Raw genomic sequence first — 14,555 nt, 5'->3', positions numbered from 1 at the left:
CGGGATCAGACACCGCCGGGCAGCCTCCACCGCCTGGAGGATAGAATGATTGAGAAGGGCTTCACCAAACCGACCGACCGCATCACGCGGCTGAAGAACCAGATCCTGAATGCCCGGCCCCATGTCGAGGCCGACCGCGCCGTGCTGGCCACCGAAGCCTACAAGGTGACCGAAGGCCTGTCGCCGATCCTGCGCCGCGCCAAGGTGGTGGAAAAGATCTTCGCCGAACTGCCGATCACCATCCGCGACGACGAACTTGTGGTCGGCTCGATCACCGTCAACCCGCGCTCGACCGAGATCTGGCCCGAATTCAGCTTCGACTGGGTGGAAAAGGAATTCGACACGATGGCGACCCGCGTCGCCGACCCGTTCGAAATCCCGAAGGAAACCGCCGCCGCCCTGCATGAGGCGTTCAAATACTGGCCCGGCCGCACCACTGCCGATCTTGCCGCGTCCTACATGTCGAAGAAGGCGAAAGACTGCATCGCGAATGGCGTCTTCACTGTCGGCAACTATTTCTATGGCGGCGTCGGCCACGTCTGCGTCGACTATGGCAAGATCCTGAAAACCGGCTTCCGCGGTGTCATCATCGAGGCGATCAAACGCCGCGAAACCCTGGATGAACGCGACCCCGACACGATCAAGAAACAGCAGTTCTACACCGCCGTCATCATCGCCTACACGGCCGCGATCGGCTTTGCCAACCGCTATGCCGACAAGGCCGAAGAGCTGGCGCGCAACTGCACCAACCCGACCCGCAAGGCGGAACTGGAACAGATCGCCAAGAACTGCCGCCGCGTGCCCGAACATGGCGCCACGAGCTTCTGGGAAGCCTGCCAGACGATGTGGTTCGTGCAATGCATGCTGCAGATCGAATCCTCGGGCCACTCGATTTCGCCCGGCCGTTTCGACCAGTACATGTATCCGTTCCTGAAAGCCGACACCGCGATCAGCCGCGAGTTTGCGCAGGAACTGATCGACTGCATCTGGATCAAGCTGAACGACGTCAACAAGACCCGCGACGAAGTTTCGGCGCAAGCCTTTGCCGGTTATGCGGTGTTCCAGAACCTCTGCGTCGGCGGTCAGACCGAAGACGGTCTCGATGCGACGAACGACGTGTCCTACATGTGCATGGAAGCCGTGGCCCATGTGCGTCTGCCCGCGCCGTCCTTCTCGATCCGCGTCTGGCAGGGCACGCCGGATGAATTCCTGCACCGTGCCGCCGAGGTCGTGCGTCTGGGGCTGGGTGTTCCCGCCGTCTACAATGACGAGGTGATCATCCCCTCGCTGCAAAACCGCGGTGTTTCGCTGTCGGATGCCCGCGATTACGGCATCGTCGGCTGCGTCGAACCGCAGGCGATCCACCGCACCGAGGGTTGGCACGACGCGGCCTTCTTCAACGTGGCGAAGGTTCTGGAAATCACGCTCAACAACGGCAAGGTCGGCGACACCCAGCTTGGTCCGGTCACCGGCGATGCGAAGGACTGGAAATCGCTTGAAGATTTCTATGCCGCCTTCACTGGGCAAATGTCGTTCTTCGTCAAATACCTGGCCGAGGCCGACAACTGCGTCGACATCGCCCATGCCGAACGGGCGCCGCTGCCGTTCCTGTCGGCGATGGTCGATGACTGCATGGGCCGTGGCAAGTCGGTGCAGGAAGGTGGGGCGATCTACAACTTCACCGGTCCGCAAGCCTTCGGTGTCGCCGACACCGGCGACTCGGTCTATGCGATGAAGAAATTCGTCTGGGACGACAAGAAGCTGACGATGGCCGAGCTGAAGGAAGCGCTCGACGCGAACTTCGGGATGGTCACCGGGGCGAATGCGCCCGCCGAGATGAGCGAAAGCCAGATCTACGAAGCGGTCAAGAAAGTGCTGGCCTCGAATGCCAGCCTTGATGTCGCCGCGCTCAAGGACGAGGTCTATCGCACGCTTTCGACCGGCTCCGCGCCTGCCGCCTCGTCGAAATATGACGGCATCCGCCGCCTGCTCGACAGTGCCGAAGCCTTCGGGAACGACAATGACGACGTTGACCTGATCGCCCGGAAATGCGCGCAGATCTACTGCAAGGAAGTGGAGAAATACACCAACCCGCGCGGTGGCCAGTTCCAGGCAGGGATCTATCCGGTCTCGGCGAACGTGCTCTTCGGCAAGGACGTGGGCGCGCTGCCCGATGGTCGTCCGGCGAAACTGCCGCTGGCCGATGGCGTCTCGCCGCGGCAGGGCAAGGACCGGCTCGGCCCGACCGCCGCGGCAAACTCGGTGGCGAAACTGGACCACTTCATCGCCTCGAACGGCACGCTCTACAACCAGAAATTCCTGCCTTCCGCTCTGGCAGGGGATGCCGGGTTGCAGAACTTCGCCTCGCTGGTGCGGTCGTATTTCGATCACAAGGGCATGCATGTGCAGTTCAACGTGATCGACCGCGAAACCCTGCTGAAGGCGCAGAAAAACCCCGAGGATTACAATGACCTCGTGGTGCGGGTGGCCGGCTATTCGGCGCAGTTCGTCGTGCTCGCGAAAGAAGTGCAGGACGACATCATCAGCCGGACTGAACAGGCCTTCTGACACAGCCGGTCCCGCGGTGACGCGGGGCCTGCCCTCCCGGTCGGGCGCGGCCACCTCCTCCCGCCTCGCGTCAGCCCGACCGGGCCCTTTCACCCCTCACGGACAGGTGTTCCGATGACCCGCTATCATAGTTTCTCTCCGCGGACCGAAATCGTCTTCGGCGAAGGGCTGCTGGAGCGCCTGCACGCCTATCGCGGCCAGCGCGTCGGCATCGTGACCGACGAGTTCATGGCCCGGTCCGGCCCGCTCGATCGTGTTCTGGCGCATCTTGACGGCTGCACCGTCGAGATCTTCGCCGAAGCCATCCCCGAGCCGCCCCTTGCCACCGTTTCCGCAGGCGCCCGCCTGTTCGCCGACTTCCGCCCCGATGTGGTGCTGGCGCTGGGCGGCGGTTCGCCCATCGATGCGGCGAAAGCCATCCTTGCGGTGGTGCGCGGCATCGACCCCTCTCATCCGATCCGGCTGGTTGCGATCCCGACGACCAGCGGCACCGGCTCCGAGGTCACCGCCTTCGCGGTGATCTCGGACCCCGCCAACAACCGGAAATTCCCGCTGATTTCCAATGACCTGATCCCCGATGTGGCGATCCTTGATCCGGAGCTGGTGCGCACCGCACCGCCGAAAGTGACCGCCGATACCGGCATGGATGTGATCACCCATGCGATCGAGGCAGTCGTGGCCCGGGGCGCTTCGAACTTCACCGACGCTTTCGCCGAAAAGGCGCTCGAACTCGCCTTTGCGGCGCTGCCCAAGGCTTACGACAACGGCAACGATCTGGCCGCCCGCGATGCGATGCATCAGGCCTCGTGCCTTGCGGGCATGGCCTTCACCGAGGCGGGGCTCGGCATCAACCACGGTCTGGCCCATGCGATCGGCGGCCGGCTGCATCTGGTGCATGGCCGCATCAACGCGGTGCTGCTGCCCCATGTCATCGCCTGGAACGCCGGTCTTGCCGATGACGCGCCGGGCTGCCGCGAGACCGCCAGCCGCTATGCCCGCATCGCCGCCCGTGTCGGCCTGGATGTGCCGGGCACGCGGGCCGGGGTCATCGCGCTCATTCGGGCGATCGAGGCGCTGAATGCGCGCTTCGGGATCCCTTCCTCGCTGCGCGGCCTTGGGGTCGTGATCGAGGACTACCGTCGGGCGATCCCCGACCTTGCGGCAGCCGCCTTTGCGGATGCCTGCACCGCGGGCAACCCGCGCCGACCCGCTCTCGCAGATCTGGAAATGCTGCTCGATCGGGCCGGGGGCTGAGGAGGGGGGCAGACTGGAAGATCAGCACGAAGATACCCGTTTCCTCAATCGAACCAACATCTTGAACGCCGGAAGGCAAGGAGAAAGTCATGCAACAGGAAGCTCTCGGAATGGTCGAGACCAAGGGTCTGGTCGCCGCGATCGAAGCTGCGGATGCGATGGTCAAATCGGCCAATGTCGCGATGGTCGGCTATGAAAAGATCGGCTCGGGCCTCGTGACCGTGATGGTGCGCGGCGATGTCGGCGCGGTCAAGGCCGCCACCGATGCCGGGGCCGTGGCCGCCGAAAAGGTCGGCTCGGTCGTCTCGGTCCATGTGATCCCGCGCCCGCACACCGAAGTCGAAAAAATCCTGCCGACGCCGAAAGCCGTCTGAGCCTTAGGAAGGAGTCCAGACGATGAAAGACGATCTTGTCGAAAAACTGATGGATGAGGTGATGCGGAAAATGGGCTCGACCGAAGCCCCCGCCGCCCCCGCCGTTGCCGAAGCGCCCGTCGCGAAAGCCGCGCCGAAAGCCTGCAACCTGACCGAATTCGTCGGCACGGCGATCGGCCACACGGTTGGCCTTGTGATCGCGAACGTCGATCCGCTGCTGCATGAAAAGATGAACATCGACCGGAAATACCGCTCGATCGGCATCGTCGGCGCCCGCACCGGGGCCGGTCCGCATATCTTCGCGGCCGACGAGGCGGTGAAGGCGACGAACAGCGAAGTGGTGCTGATCGAACTGCCGCGCGACACCGAGGGCGGGGCCGGGCATGGCTCGCTGATCCTGTTCGGGGCCGAGGACGTGTCCGACGCCCGCCGCGCGGTCGAGGTGACGCTCTCGGAACTCAACCGCACCTTCGGCGATGTCTATGGCTCGCCCGCGGGGCACCTCGAGTTCCAATACACCGCCCGCGCCAGCCATGCGCTGCACAAGGCCTTCGGGGCGCCGCTGGGCCAGGCCTTCGGCATCACCGTGGGGGCGCCCGCCGCCATCGGCGTCCTGATGGCCGATACCGCCGCCAAGGCCGCGACCGTGGTGCCGGTGGGCTATGCCTCGCCCGGTAACGGCGGGACCAGCCACTCGAACGAGGTGATCTTCATGTTCACCGGCGACTCGGGGGCGGTGCGGCAGGCGATCATTGCGGCGCGGGAAGTGGGCAAGCAGCTCCTCTCCACCCTTGATGGCGCGGAAATCGTCTCCTCCACGAAACCCTACATCTGAGACGAAAAGGACACATCGTCATGTCGGAACAAAGCCTTGGGCTGATCGAGACGCTCGGTCTGGCGGCGGCGGTCACGGCCGCGGATGCCGCGGTGAAATCGGCCAATGTCACGCTGGTGGGCTACGAATTTGCCAAGGGCGACGGCATGACGGTGGTCAAGCTTCGCGGCGACGTGGGGGCCGTCAAGGCCGCCGTCGCCGCCGCGGAGATGGCGGCGGGGCGCGTCGGACGGGTCGTTGCGACCCGGGTCATCGCACGTCCCGCCGCCGGACTGATCCGGCTGATCGACAGCGCCGAGACAGTCGGCTGCGGACGGAACGGGGCACAGGGTCCCGTCCCCGTGCCGCCGCAGGAGGAGGTGCCCGCCGAACCGGTGCCGACCCCGCCGGATGCCTCGCCCTCCGAGGTGTCCGGCGCCGAACCGGCCGCGTTGCCCGAGCCCGAGCCCGAGCCTCTGCCCGAACCGGCGCCTGTCGCCGAGACTGCGCCCGAACCCGAGCCGGAGCCCGATCCCACCCCCGAACCGCCGCCCGTGCCCTATCGCCTGACCCGTCCCAAAGGGCCGAAGGGCCGCTAAGACCGAAAGACCCCGTTCATGTCCATGCATTCGCTGATCGACCGCATCGTTGCCGAGCTTCTGGCGCAAGGCCGGGCTGCGGCCGCCGGGCAAAGCCCGCTCACCGCAGCAGACACCGACCCGGCTCTTGTCCCCGTCGGCGTCTCGAACCGGCATGTTCACCTGTCGCGGCCCGACATGGACGCGCTGTTTGGCCCCGGCTCCGTGCTGACGCGGATGAAGGCGATGAAACAGCCCGGCCAATATGCCGCCACCGAAACCGTGACGCTGCGCGGCCCGAAAGGCGAGATCGGCAAGGTCCGGGTGCTGGGGCCCTTGCGCAAGGAAACGCAGATCGAAGTCTCGGTCGCCGATGGCTTCGCCCTCGGGATCAAGCCGCCGATGCGGATGTCGGGCAAGCTTGACGGCTCGGCCGGGTTGACCGTCGTCGGCCCTGCCGGATCGGTGACGAAGGACGCGGGTGTGATCGTCGCGCTGCGCCACATCCACATGCGCCCCGAAGATGCCGTGCGGCTGGGTGTGAAGAACGGCGACAGCGTCGATGTCGTCGTCTCCGGTCCGCGCGGCGGTGTCATGCACAATGTCGCCATCCGCTCGGACGAGGTTTCGGCCACGGAAATGCACATCGACGTCGAAGAAGCGAATGCCTTCGGGCTGACGAATGACGCGCTCGTGCGGGTGCGGAAAGTCTGAGGGGTCATCATGTCCGGCATCGACGCGATCCTGCACGACTTCGCCGCCCTGGTGCGGGAAGGCGATTGCCTCTCGCCCGAGGCACGGGCGCAGGGCCCGCTGCGCGTTGGCGTCGATCTGGGCACGGCGAACCTGGTGCTGGCCGTCGTCGATGCGGCGGGCCGCCCGGTGGCGGGGCTGTCGCAACGCTCGGGCGGCATCCGCGACGGCATCGTGGTCGATTATCCGGCAACGGTTCGCAGCGTCCGGGCGATGAAGGCCGAGCTGGAAACCCGGCTTGGCCAGCGCCTGACCCGGGCCGCCACCGCCATTCCCCCCGGCATCCTGCCCGGCAATGCCAAAGCCATCGGCAATGTGATCGAGGCGGCTGAGTTCGAGCTGGTCGAGATCATCGACGAACCGCTGGCCGCCGCCCGGCTTCTGGGCGTCACAGATGGCGCCGTGGTCGATGTCGGCGGTGGCACGACGGGGATTTCGGTGCTGAAGCGCGGTCAGGTTCTGGCCTCGGTCGATGAGGCGACGGGCGGCACCCATATGACGCTGGTTCTGGCCGGGGCGCTGCGGCTCTCGATCGCGGAGGCCGAGGCGATGAAGCTCGATCCCACGCAAGCGCGCGAGGTGTTTTCGCTTGTCCGTCCGGTCGTCGACAAGATGGCCGCGATCGTTGCGGGCGTGCTGACCCGCTTCCCCGAGGTCGAGACCGTGCATGTCGTCGGTGGCGCCTGTTCCTTTGACGACTTTGCTCCGGTCTTCGCCGCGCATCTGGGCCGCAAGGTGTTGAAACCGGCCGAACCGCTGCTGGTGACGCCGCTCGGCATCGCGCTTTATCCCGAGGGGGGGCTGTGATGGACCTCGACCGCATCCTGATCGACCTCCTGTCCGACCGGATCGTGGCAGAGCTGACGGCCCGCCGCCGCCGTGGGCTTTTGGTCTTTGCCGCAACCGATCTGGGGCTTGAGGCGGCTTTGCGCAGCCTTGCCACCCTGGCCGAGGCGGGGTGGAGTTTTGAATGGACCGCCGAAGCCGCGCTGCGCGAGGACTTGGCCTCCCGGCTGGACTGGCCCGAGGCGACGGCGCCAGTGAACCTGTCCCGCTCGGCGCTGGTGCTGGTGCCCGCGCTCAGCCTCACGCTCGCGGCGAAACTGGCGCTGGGGCTGGCCGATGATCCGCTGTCAAACCTGCTGACCGAGGCGCTCGATCGGGGCCGCCGCATCGTCGCCGCCCGCGATGGCGTCTGCCCCGCGGCGCGTGATCGGCTGGCCCGCGGCCTTGTGCCCGCGACCGAGGCGCGGCGCGCGCTGATGCGCGACCATCTGCAGGCGCTTGCCGCGCAGGGCGTCGAGCTGAGTTGGGCCGCGACCCTCGCCACGACCGTCGCCGGGGCAGGGGCTGCCGCAGCCCCGATGCAGGACAGCGGCCTCTTCGGTGCCCAGCAAGCCCGCGCCGTCTCCGGCCCTTCGGTCCATCTGGGCCGGGCCGTCCTGCTGACGCCCGCCGCAAGCGACATCCTTGCCGCCCGCGGTATCGCGATTTCAAGAGGTTAGGAGCGATCATGTATCTGGCAAAAGTCATCGGCCGCGTCGTCGCCACCACCAAGGACCAAAGCCTGTCGGGCGCCAAACTGCTCATCGTCATTCGCCTTGACGCCCGGCTGCGGACCGAGGGCGAGACCCAGATCGCCGTCGATACCGTCGGTGCGGGCGATGGCGAAACCGTCATCGTCACCACCGGCAGCGCCGGGCGGCTGGCGGGGATGCTGGGGCAATCGGTGGTCGATGCCAGTATCGTCGGCATCGTCGATACCGTCGAATGCCACGATGGGGCGGAGGTCTGAGCCATGTCGCTGATCGACACGATCCTTTGGACCGAATTGGCCGCCCGTCGCCCGCTGCGGCTGTGCGACGTCACCCGGATGGCCGCCGTGGCCGAGCTTGAGGCGAAGCGGATGGGCGTGCCGGTCTGCATCGCCTTTTGCGATGCGGCGGGCACGGCGATGCTGTTTCACCGCATGGAGGGGGGCGCTGCCCGCCTCGGTCACGTTGGCGCCGGCCAAGGCTTGGACGGCGGCGGCCTACCGGATGGGCACCGATGCGTTGGGTGCCCTGACGGCGGCGGGGGGGATGCTCGCCGGGCTCGGCCCCTCGGGCGGGCCGATCGTCCCCTTTGGCGGCGGCCTGCCGATCCGGGCGGGGGGCGGCGGTGCTGGGCGCCATCGGCATCAGCGGCGGCAGCGTCGCCGAAGACATGCAGATCGCGACAAAGGCGATTGCGGGACATTGGGGCGCGGCCCCGAGCGAAGGACAAGGACAATGAAAGACAGCGATATCGAAGACGCCGTGGCCCGCGTGCTGAGTGGCTACACCGCCCCGAAAAGCCTTGAGGCGACGGTGACCAAGGCCCTGACGGATCTGGCAAAACCCGGCACGCAGGGCTGTGTCTGGGAAGCCCCGAAAGCCGCCGATCCGATCGACGACATCATCGGCGGCATCCTGACGCGCGAGCTGGGCGAGAAGAACTGTTCCTGCTGCAAGGCGGGCAGCTGCACCGCGCCGGCAAACTGCCTCTCGATCCCCGACGATCAGGCGGAAACCCTGGGCGACGGCATCTTTGCCACGATGGATGCGGCGGTCGAGGCCGCGGCCGAGGCGCAGCGGCAATATCTGTTCTGTGCGATGTCGGCGCGCAAGCGCTTCATCGACGGCATCCGCGAAGTCTTTCTGAACCCCGCGCTGCTGGACCGGATCTCGCGGCTGGCGGTCGAACAGACCGGCATGGGCAATGTCGCGCACAAGATCATCAAGAACCGGCTGGCGGCCGAAAAGACCCCCGGCATCGAAGACCTGACCACCGAGGCGCAAAGCGGCGATGACGGGCTGACGCTGGTGGAGCTTTCCGCCTATGGCGTCATCGGGGCGATCACGCCGACGACGAACCCGACCGAAACCATCATCTGCAACGCTATCGGGATGCTGGCGGCGGGCAATGCGGTGGTCTTCAGCCCCCATCCGCGGGCGCGTGGTGTCAGCCTGCTGGCGATCAAGCTGATCAACCGCAAGCTCGCGGCGCTGGGCGCGCCTGCGAACCTTGTCGTGACCGTGCAGGCCCCCTCGATCGAGAACACCAATGCAATGATGGCGCATCCGAAGGTGCGAATGCTGGTGGCGACGGGCGGCCCGGCGATCGTGAAGACGGTGCTGTCCTCGGGCAAGAAGGCGATCGGGGCAGGGGCGGGCAATCCGCCGGTGGTGGTTGACGAAACCGCCGACATTCCGAAAGCGGCGCTGGATATCGTCAACGGCTGTTCGTTCGACAACAACATGCCCTGCGTGGCGGAAAAGGAGCTGATCGCGGTGGCGGAAATCGCCGATTTCCTGACCGCGGAGCTGGTCCGCAACGGCGCGCATCGGCTGACCGATCCGGCGCAGATCGCCGCGCTGGAAAAACTGGTGCTGACCGAAAAGGGCGGGCCGCAGACGGGCTGCGTCGGCAAATCGGCGGTTTGGTTGCTCGACAAGATCGGTGTCAAAGCCGCGCCCGAAACCCGGATCATCCTGATCGAGACGGACAAGGATCACCCCTTTGTCGTCGAAGAGCTGATGATGCCGATCCTGCCTTTGGTGCGCGTGGCATGCGTTGACGAAGCCATTGATCTGGCGGTCGTTCTTGAACACGGCAACCGCCATACCGCGATCATGCATTCGACCAATGTGCGCAAGCTGACGAAGATGGCGAAGCTCATTCAGACCACGATCTTCGTGAAGAACGGCCCCTCTTATGCAGGCCTTGGCGTCGGCGGCGAGGGCTACACCACCTTCACCATCGCCGGGCCGACGGGCGAGGGGCTGACCTCTGCCCGTTCCTTCGCCCGCCGCCGCAAATGCGTGATGGTCGAAGCGCTGAACGTGCGCTGAGACCCGAAAAGGACACTTGCCATGCAGATCCGCATCATCAACGCCCCGGCCCCCGATCTTCTGGAGATGCTCTCGCGCCGCGTCGCGCCGGGGGTGCGCAAATGGATCGAGGACAACCGCGTCTCGGCGATCGGCTTCGTGCAGGCAAGTGTTCCCGATCTTTTCTACTTCGCCGATATCGCCGGCAAATCCGCCCATGTGATGACGGTCGAGCTGTCCGGCACCTGCCCGCAAACGACGACGACGCTTGCCGTTCTGGGCGAGACCGCCTCGGTCCGGGCCGCGATGGATGCGATTGCCGCGCAGGCCCCTGCCTTCTGAGCCGCAGCCACGGCCCCGGCCAGAGCCACGAAAGGAAGATCCTATGTCCGTCCTTGATTTCACCGCCGAAGGCACGGTCTTCGACATCCAGCGTTATTCGATCCATGACGGGCCGGGGGTGCGGACCATCGTCTTCCTCAAGGGGTGTCCGTTGTCGTGCCGCTGGTGCTCGAACCCGGAATCGCAATCGCCTGAGCCGGATCTGTTCTTCCGCGCCTCGGCCTGCATCGGCTGCGGCAAATGCATCCCGGTCTGCCCGGTGGGGGCGCTCTCGCGCGACAATCCGGGCTTTGTCGACCGGGCGAAATGCACTCGCTGCGGCGAATGCACCAAAGTCTGCCCGACCGAGGCGCTCAAGCGTGCGGGCCGCAAGATGAGCGTGGCCGAGGTGATGCAAGAACTGCGCAAGGATGCGATCCATTACCGCCGCTCGGGCGGGGGGGTGACGCTCTCGGGGGGGGAGCCGCTGATGCAGGCGGCCTTTGCGAAACAGCTGCTGATGGCCTGCCACGAGCAGGGCTGGAACACCGCGATGGAAACGACCGGCTGTGCCACGCGCGAGGTGATCCGCGAGGTGATCCCGCATGTCGATCATCTGCTGATGGATCTGAAGTCGATCGACCCGGCGGTGCACCGGCAAAATACTGGCGTCGACAACCGGATCATTCTGGAAAATGCGCTTATTGCGGCCGCACTGACGCATGCGGTGGTGCGGGTGCCGGTGGTGCCCGGCGTGAATGACAGCCCCGCCGCGATCACCGCGATTGCGCGCTTTGCGAAGCTGATGCCGGGCGTCGATACGGTGCATTTGCTGCCCTATCACAGCTTTGGCGAAAACAAGTATCGCCTGCTGGGACGGACCTGCCCGATGGGGGCGCTGCCCGATCTGAAACCCGAGGCGGTGATGCCGTTGAAAACGCTGGTCGAAGCCGAGGGGCTGCGCTGCGTGATCGGCGGCTGAGATGCAACCAAAACGCGAAAAAATCCTTATGGTGCGGTAACTTGTCACGAGGCCGGGAAGGGCGGGGGGATTTGCGCCAGATCAGGTTTTCCCCCGTTCGACTGCGTTATGGCTCGGCAGAACACGGCGAGCGAGTCGGCACTACCCTGCACGCCGGGGGCTTGGGCAATTTCTGCCAAAGGCCCCCGGGCAGAGACCTGCGTCGGGCTGGTCTCTCATCGGCGCGGGGGAACCGCCCGCCCCGTCGCGCGCGATGCAGAGGGGTTGGCATGGGAAGCAATACGCCTTTCGGGCAGTCCATGGAGGTTTTGGCCGGTCCGGGCCTCCGTCCGCTGCCGGAGACCAAGGAGATCAAGGCCGCGCGGCGGCGCAAGCTTGTCGATCTGATGAGCACCGAGATGCTGCAGAAGGTGCAGGACAATTTCAGCGCCGCCGTCGGCGTTGCGATGGTCATCGTCGATCCCGAGGGGGCGCCGGTGACGAAACCCTCGGGCTTTTCGCCTTTCTGCGAGGCGGTGCGGTCGCGCCCCGACTGGCGCGAGCGCTGTTTTCACTGCGATGCGGTGGGCGGGCGCACGGCGCTGTCGACCGGGGAACCCGCGATCTACAAATGTCACTGCCAGCTTGTCGATTTCGCCGCGCCGATCAATCTGCGCGGCGAATATCTGGGCGCGGTGATCTGCGGTCAGGTGAAGCTGGCGCCCGGCGGGCATCCGCGTATCGTTGATCTGTCGAACATCTTCCCCACCGAAGGTTCGTGGAGCGACGATCCGGAACTGCTGGCCCTGCACGGGCAGATCGGCGAGATCAGCTTTGACCGGCTGCGCTCGGCGGCGTTTTCTCTGTTCACCATCGCCTCGCATATCGTCGAGGAAAGCTATTCGCAGGGCGTCACGCAAGAGCTTTACGCCAAGAACCTGCGTCTGGCCGAGGAATCGCAGCGCCGCGCCGAGCTGGAACGGCTTTTGCGCGAAGCCGAGTTGCAGGCGCTGTCCTATCAGGTCAACCCGCATTTCCTGTTCAACGTGCTCAACACCATCGGCCGTCTGGCGCTGATCGAAGGCGCGCCCGAGACGGAAACCACGGTGCAGGCCTTTGCCGACATGATGCGCTATCTGCTCAAGCGCTCGGGCTCGCAATTCGTGCCGCTGCGGACCGAGGTCGATCACGTGCGCAACTATCTTTACCTGCTCAAGCTGCGGATGGGGGATCGTTTCGACTTCACGCTGGATGCGCCCGAAGAATTCGACCGCGTCCTGTGCCCCTTCATGGTGCTGCATCCGCTGGTGGAAAACTGCATCAACTACGCGGTCGAGCCGATGGAAAGCGGCGGTCTGATCGAGATTTCGCTCTATCGTGATGGCGGCGACGTGATTTTGGATGTGCTCGACAACGGCCCCGGCATCAGCGCCGAACGCCGCCACGACGTGCTGCGTGGCGATGCCGATCATGGCGGGCGCAAGAGCATCGGGCTGCACAACATCCACAGCCGGATGCGGCAATATTTCGGCGACAGTCACGGGCTGGAGATCGTCAGCCCGTTCCGGCAGGGCCGCGGCACGCTGGTGCGGCTGCGTCTGCCGATCGATTTCGACCCCTGCGCGTTCTGAGGCCGCCGATGTTTGACATTGCCATCGTCGAGGACGAAGAACTGGAACGCCGGGCGCTGCGCTCGATCCTGGAACGCAACCTGCCTGATGTCACGGTGGTGGGCGAGGCGAAGAACGGCGCCGAAGCGGTGCGGCTGATCGAGAGCCGCAAGATCGACCTGATGCTGCTCGACATCCGGATTCCGCGCCCGGACGGGTTGGAAATCCTTGAGCTTCTACGCAACCGCGCGGCACCGACCAAGGTGCTGATCATCACGGCCTATGATCATTTCGAGATCATGCAGGCGGCCATTCAATTGCGGGCGGACGGCTTTTTGCTCAAGCCCGTGCGAACCGAGGCGCTGTTGAAATCCGTCACCGATTGTTTGCGCACGGCCGTCCCCGTCGTGCAGGTCGCGTCACCGCCTGCCCCCGAGGCCAGCCTTGATCTGCGCAGCGAGATCGGCCGGACGGTGGCTGCCCATGCCTATCGCGATGCGCTGGCGCTGGTGCGTCGTCAGGTCGAGACCCTGCACGGCAGCCATGACAAGCCCGCCCGGCAGAGGGTGCTTGATCTGGCCCGGGTGCTGACCGATCTGATCGATTGCAGCGGCCGCAGTCTGCCTGCGGCCCTCGCCCGCCGGATCGAGGCGCTTTCAACGCAGCGGCTGGATCCGCGCGACAGTTACAAACTGCAGGAATTGTTCGCCGAACTCACCGATCAGCTTTTCGATCCAACCGAAGATCCGGGTGTCTGTGCCAGCGATCGCATCGAGACGGTGCGCAATTACATCGAGCGCAATCTGCACAAATCGGTGACGCTCGAAGATGCGGCCGAGCATGCCCATGTCAGCCCCTGCTATCTCAGTCGGCTGTTTCATCGGCAGATGGAGATGACCTTCATCGCCTATGTGAAGCTGCGCCGGATCGAGCGTGCCAAGGATCTGCTGACCGGCTCGCGGCTGCCGATCGTGAATGTGGCGCTTGATCTCGCCTATCAGGACGCGAATTACTTCTGCAAAGCCTTCAAGAAGGAGGTCGGCATGTCCCCCTCCGAATATCGTCGCGCCGGTCTGCCCCCGGCCGAGATCGTCACGATCCCGGCAGCACCTGGCGCACGACATTGACCAGCGCATCGGGGTCGACCGGCTTGACGATCCAGCCCGTCGCCCCGGCCGACTTGGCTTCTTCCTTGCGCGACTGCGCGGATTCCGTCGTCAGCATCAGGATCGGCATGAACCGCCCCGCCGGGGTCTTGCGCACTTCGCGGATCAGGTCGATCCCGTTCATCCCGCCCATGTGCAGGTCGGTGATCATCAGATTGGGGCGCGTGCCCCCGGCCAGACCTTGCAGGGCGGCCTCGGCGCTGGAGGCCTTGGCAACCGCATAGCCCGCGCGGGTCAGGGCGGTCTCCATGCTCATCAGCATGGTCGGGCTGTCATCAACAAGATAAATCGTCTTCATTCTGTCC

Annotated in this window: 15 protein-coding genes and 2 pseudogenes; 16 read left to right on the top strand and 1 reads right to left on the bottom strand. The window is 65.5% G+C overall.

Features of this window, described 5'->3' with window-relative positions; translation table 11 throughout:
- Positions 1-45 precede the first annotated feature (45 nt).
- The 16 genes and pseudogenes from ACTTAI_RS19075 (at position 46) to ACTTAI_RS19000 (ending at position 14,211) form a co-directional block, all read left to right on the top strand.
- On the top strand, positions 46-2,568 hold the full coding sequence (locus ACTTAI_RS19075; RefSeq protein ID WP_444453089.1) for a glycyl radical protein: 2,523 nt from the start codon (positions 46-48) through the stop codon (positions 2,566-2,568).
- Between the two features lie 114 nt (positions 2,569-2,682).
- The gene (locus ACTTAI_RS19070) at positions 2,683-3,822 is read left to right on the top strand and encodes a 1-propanol dehydrogenase PduQ (RefSeq protein ID WP_444453088.1); all 1,140 of its coding nucleotides are present in this window, start codon (positions 2,683-2,685) and stop codon (positions 3,820-3,822) included.
- An 89-nt stretch (positions 3,823-3,911) separates the two neighbouring features.
- Positions 3,912-4,196: a propanediol utilization microcompartment protein PduA gene (gene pduA / locus ACTTAI_RS19065; RefSeq protein ID WP_013067918.1), complete on the top strand. Its 285-nt coding sequence runs from the start codon at positions 3,912-3,914 to the stop codon at positions 4,194-4,196.
- 22 nt (positions 4,197-4,218) lie between these two features.
- A complete protein-coding gene (gene pduB, locus ACTTAI_RS19060) occupies positions 4,219-5,031 on the top strand; it encodes a propanediol utilization microcompartment protein PduB (RefSeq protein WP_444453086.1) in 813 nt (270 codons plus the stop codon).
- Between the two features lie 20 nt (positions 5,032-5,051).
- Positions 5,052-5,609, top strand: a complete 558-nt coding sequence (locus ACTTAI_RS19055; RefSeq protein WP_444453084.1) for a BMC domain-containing protein — start codon at positions 5,052-5,054, stop codon at positions 5,607-5,609.
- Positions 5,610-5,627: 18 nt separating this feature from the next.
- The gene (locus ACTTAI_RS19050; protein ID WP_444453083.1) at positions 5,628-6,302 is read left to right on the top strand and encodes a phosphate propanoyltransferase; all 675 of its coding nucleotides are present in this window, start codon (positions 5,628-5,630) and stop codon (positions 6,300-6,302) included.
- A gap of 9 nt (positions 6,303-6,311) precedes the next feature.
- The gene (gene eutJ, locus ACTTAI_RS19045; protein ID WP_444453082.1) at positions 6,312-7,148 is read left to right on the top strand and encodes an ethanolamine utilization protein EutJ; all 837 of its coding nucleotides are present in this window, start codon (positions 6,312-6,314) and stop codon (positions 7,146-7,148) included.
- On the top strand, positions 7,148-7,846 hold the full coding sequence (locus ACTTAI_RS19040; protein ID WP_444453080.1) for a hypothetical protein: 699 nt from the start codon (positions 7,148-7,150) through the stop codon (positions 7,844-7,846). Before eutJ ends, ACTTAI_RS19040 begins: the two co-directional genes overlap by 1 nt.
- An 8-nt stretch (positions 7,847-7,854) precedes the next feature.
- Entirely contained in the window at positions 7,855-8,136 is a 282-nt protein-coding gene (locus tag ACTTAI_RS19035; protein ID WP_444453078.1) for a EutN/CcmL family microcompartment protein, read from the top strand.
- A 3-nt stretch (positions 8,137-8,139) separates the two neighbouring features.
- Positions 8,140-8,262 (top strand): annotated as a pseudogene (locus ACTTAI_RS19030) (GlcG/HbpS family heme-binding protein); the annotation flags it as partial.
- A gap of 16 nt (positions 8,263-8,278) precedes the next feature.
- Positions 8,279-8,440 (top strand): annotated as a pseudogene (locus tag ACTTAI_RS19025) (hypothetical protein); the annotation flags it as partial.
- 171 nt (positions 8,441-8,611) lie between these two features.
- Positions 8,612-10,213 carry an aldehyde dehydrogenase family protein gene (locus ACTTAI_RS19020; protein ID WP_444455809.1) on the top strand — a complete coding sequence of 534 codons (1,602 nt, stop codon included), beginning with the start codon at positions 8,612-8,614 and terminating at the stop codon, positions 10,211-10,213.
- A gap of 21 nt (positions 10,214-10,234) precedes the next feature.
- Positions 10,235-10,534 (top strand): BMC domain-containing protein, encoded by a 300-nt coding sequence (locus ACTTAI_RS19015; RefSeq protein WP_444453077.1) that lies wholly within the window; start codon positions 10,235-10,237, stop codon positions 10,532-10,534.
- Positions 10,535-10,577: 43 nt separating this feature from the next.
- Positions 10,578-11,495 carry a glycyl-radical enzyme activating protein gene (locus ACTTAI_RS19010; protein WP_444453075.1) on the top strand — a complete coding sequence of 306 codons (918 nt, stop codon included), beginning with the start codon at positions 10,578-10,580 and terminating at the stop codon, positions 11,493-11,495.
- A 269-nt stretch (positions 11,496-11,764) separates the two neighbouring features.
- The gene (locus tag ACTTAI_RS19005) at positions 11,765-13,105 is read left to right on the top strand and encodes a sensor histidine kinase (RefSeq protein ID WP_444453073.1); all 1,341 of its coding nucleotides are present in this window, start codon (positions 11,765-11,767) and stop codon (positions 13,103-13,105) included.
- Between the two features lie 8 nt (positions 13,106-13,113).
- A complete protein-coding gene (locus ACTTAI_RS19000; RefSeq protein WP_444453071.1) occupies positions 13,114-14,211 on the top strand; it encodes a response regulator transcription factor in 1,098 nt (365 codons plus the stop codon).
- Here ACTTAI_RS19000 and ACTTAI_RS18995 read toward each other — a convergent pair.
- Entirely contained in the window at positions 14,177-14,548 is a 372-nt protein-coding gene (locus ACTTAI_RS18995) for a response regulator (RefSeq protein WP_444453070.1), read from the bottom strand. The two genes, ACTTAI_RS19000 and ACTTAI_RS18995, sit on opposite strands and share 35 nt — an antisense overlap.
- Positions 14,549-14,555 lie beyond the last annotated feature (7 nt).

This window comes from Rhodobacter capsulatus (assembly GCF_052363175.1).
Taxonomy (GTDB): Bacteria; Pseudomonadota; Alphaproteobacteria; order Rhodobacterales; family Rhodobacteraceae; genus Rhodobacter; species Rhodobacter capsulatus_D.
The sequence above is the reverse complement of the archived record's forward strand: the minus strand, read 5'-3'. Positions and strand labels throughout refer to the sequence as shown.

What these genes read in the sequence shown, in the direction of transcription:
- ACTTAI_RS19075 (WP_444453089.1), top strand. Translation starts at nt 46, where the DNA reads ATGATTGAGAAGGGCTTCACCAAACCGACCGACCGCATCACGCGGCTG.
- ACTTAI_RS19070 (WP_444453088.1), top strand. Translation starts at nt 2,683, where the DNA reads ATGACCCGCTATCATAGTTTCTCTCCGCGGACCGAAATCGTCTTCGGC.
- pduA (WP_013067918.1), top strand. Translation starts at nt 3,912, where the DNA reads ATGCAACAGGAAGCTCTCGGAATGGTCGAGACCAAGGGTCTGGTCGCC.
- pduB (WP_444453086.1), top strand. Translation starts at nt 4,219, where the DNA reads ATGAAAGACGATCTTGTCGAAAAACTGATGGATGAGGTGATGCGGAAA.
- ACTTAI_RS19055 (WP_444453084.1), top strand. Translation starts at nt 5,052, where the DNA reads ATGTCGGAACAAAGCCTTGGGCTGATCGAGACGCTCGGTCTGGCGGCG.
- ACTTAI_RS19050 (WP_444453083.1), top strand. Translation starts at nt 5,628, where the DNA reads ATGTCCATGCATTCGCTGATCGACCGCATCGTTGCCGAGCTTCTGGCG.
- eutJ (WP_444453082.1), top strand. Translation starts at nt 6,312, where the DNA reads ATGTCCGGCATCGACGCGATCCTGCACGACTTCGCCGCCCTGGTGCGG.
- ACTTAI_RS19040 (WP_444453080.1), top strand. Translation starts at nt 7,148, where the DNA reads ATGGACCTCGACCGCATCCTGATCGACCTCCTGTCCGACCGGATCGTG.
- ACTTAI_RS19035 (WP_444453078.1), top strand. Translation starts at nt 7,855, where the DNA reads ATGTATCTGGCAAAAGTCATCGGCCGCGTCGTCGCCACCACCAAGGAC.
- ACTTAI_RS19020 (WP_444455809.1), top strand. Translation starts at nt 8,612, where the DNA reads ATGAAAGACAGCGATATCGAAGACGCCGTGGCCCGCGTGCTGAGTGGC.
- ACTTAI_RS19015 (WP_444453077.1), top strand. Translation starts at nt 10,235, where the DNA reads ATGCAGATCCGCATCATCAACGCCCCGGCCCCCGATCTTCTGGAGATG.
- ACTTAI_RS19010 (WP_444453075.1), top strand. Translation starts at nt 10,578, where the DNA reads ATGTCCGTCCTTGATTTCACCGCCGAAGGCACGGTCTTCGACATCCAG.
- ACTTAI_RS19005 (WP_444453073.1), top strand. Translation starts at nt 11,765, where the DNA reads ATGGGAAGCAATACGCCTTTCGGGCAGTCCATGGAGGTTTTGGCCGGT.
- ACTTAI_RS19000 (WP_444453071.1), top strand. Translation starts at nt 13,114, where the DNA reads ATGTTTGACATTGCCATCGTCGAGGACGAAGAACTGGAACGCCGGGCG.
- ACTTAI_RS18995 (WP_444453070.1), bottom strand. Translation starts at nt 14,548, where the DNA reads ATGAAGACGATTTATCTTGTTGATGACAGCCCGACCATGCTGATGAGC.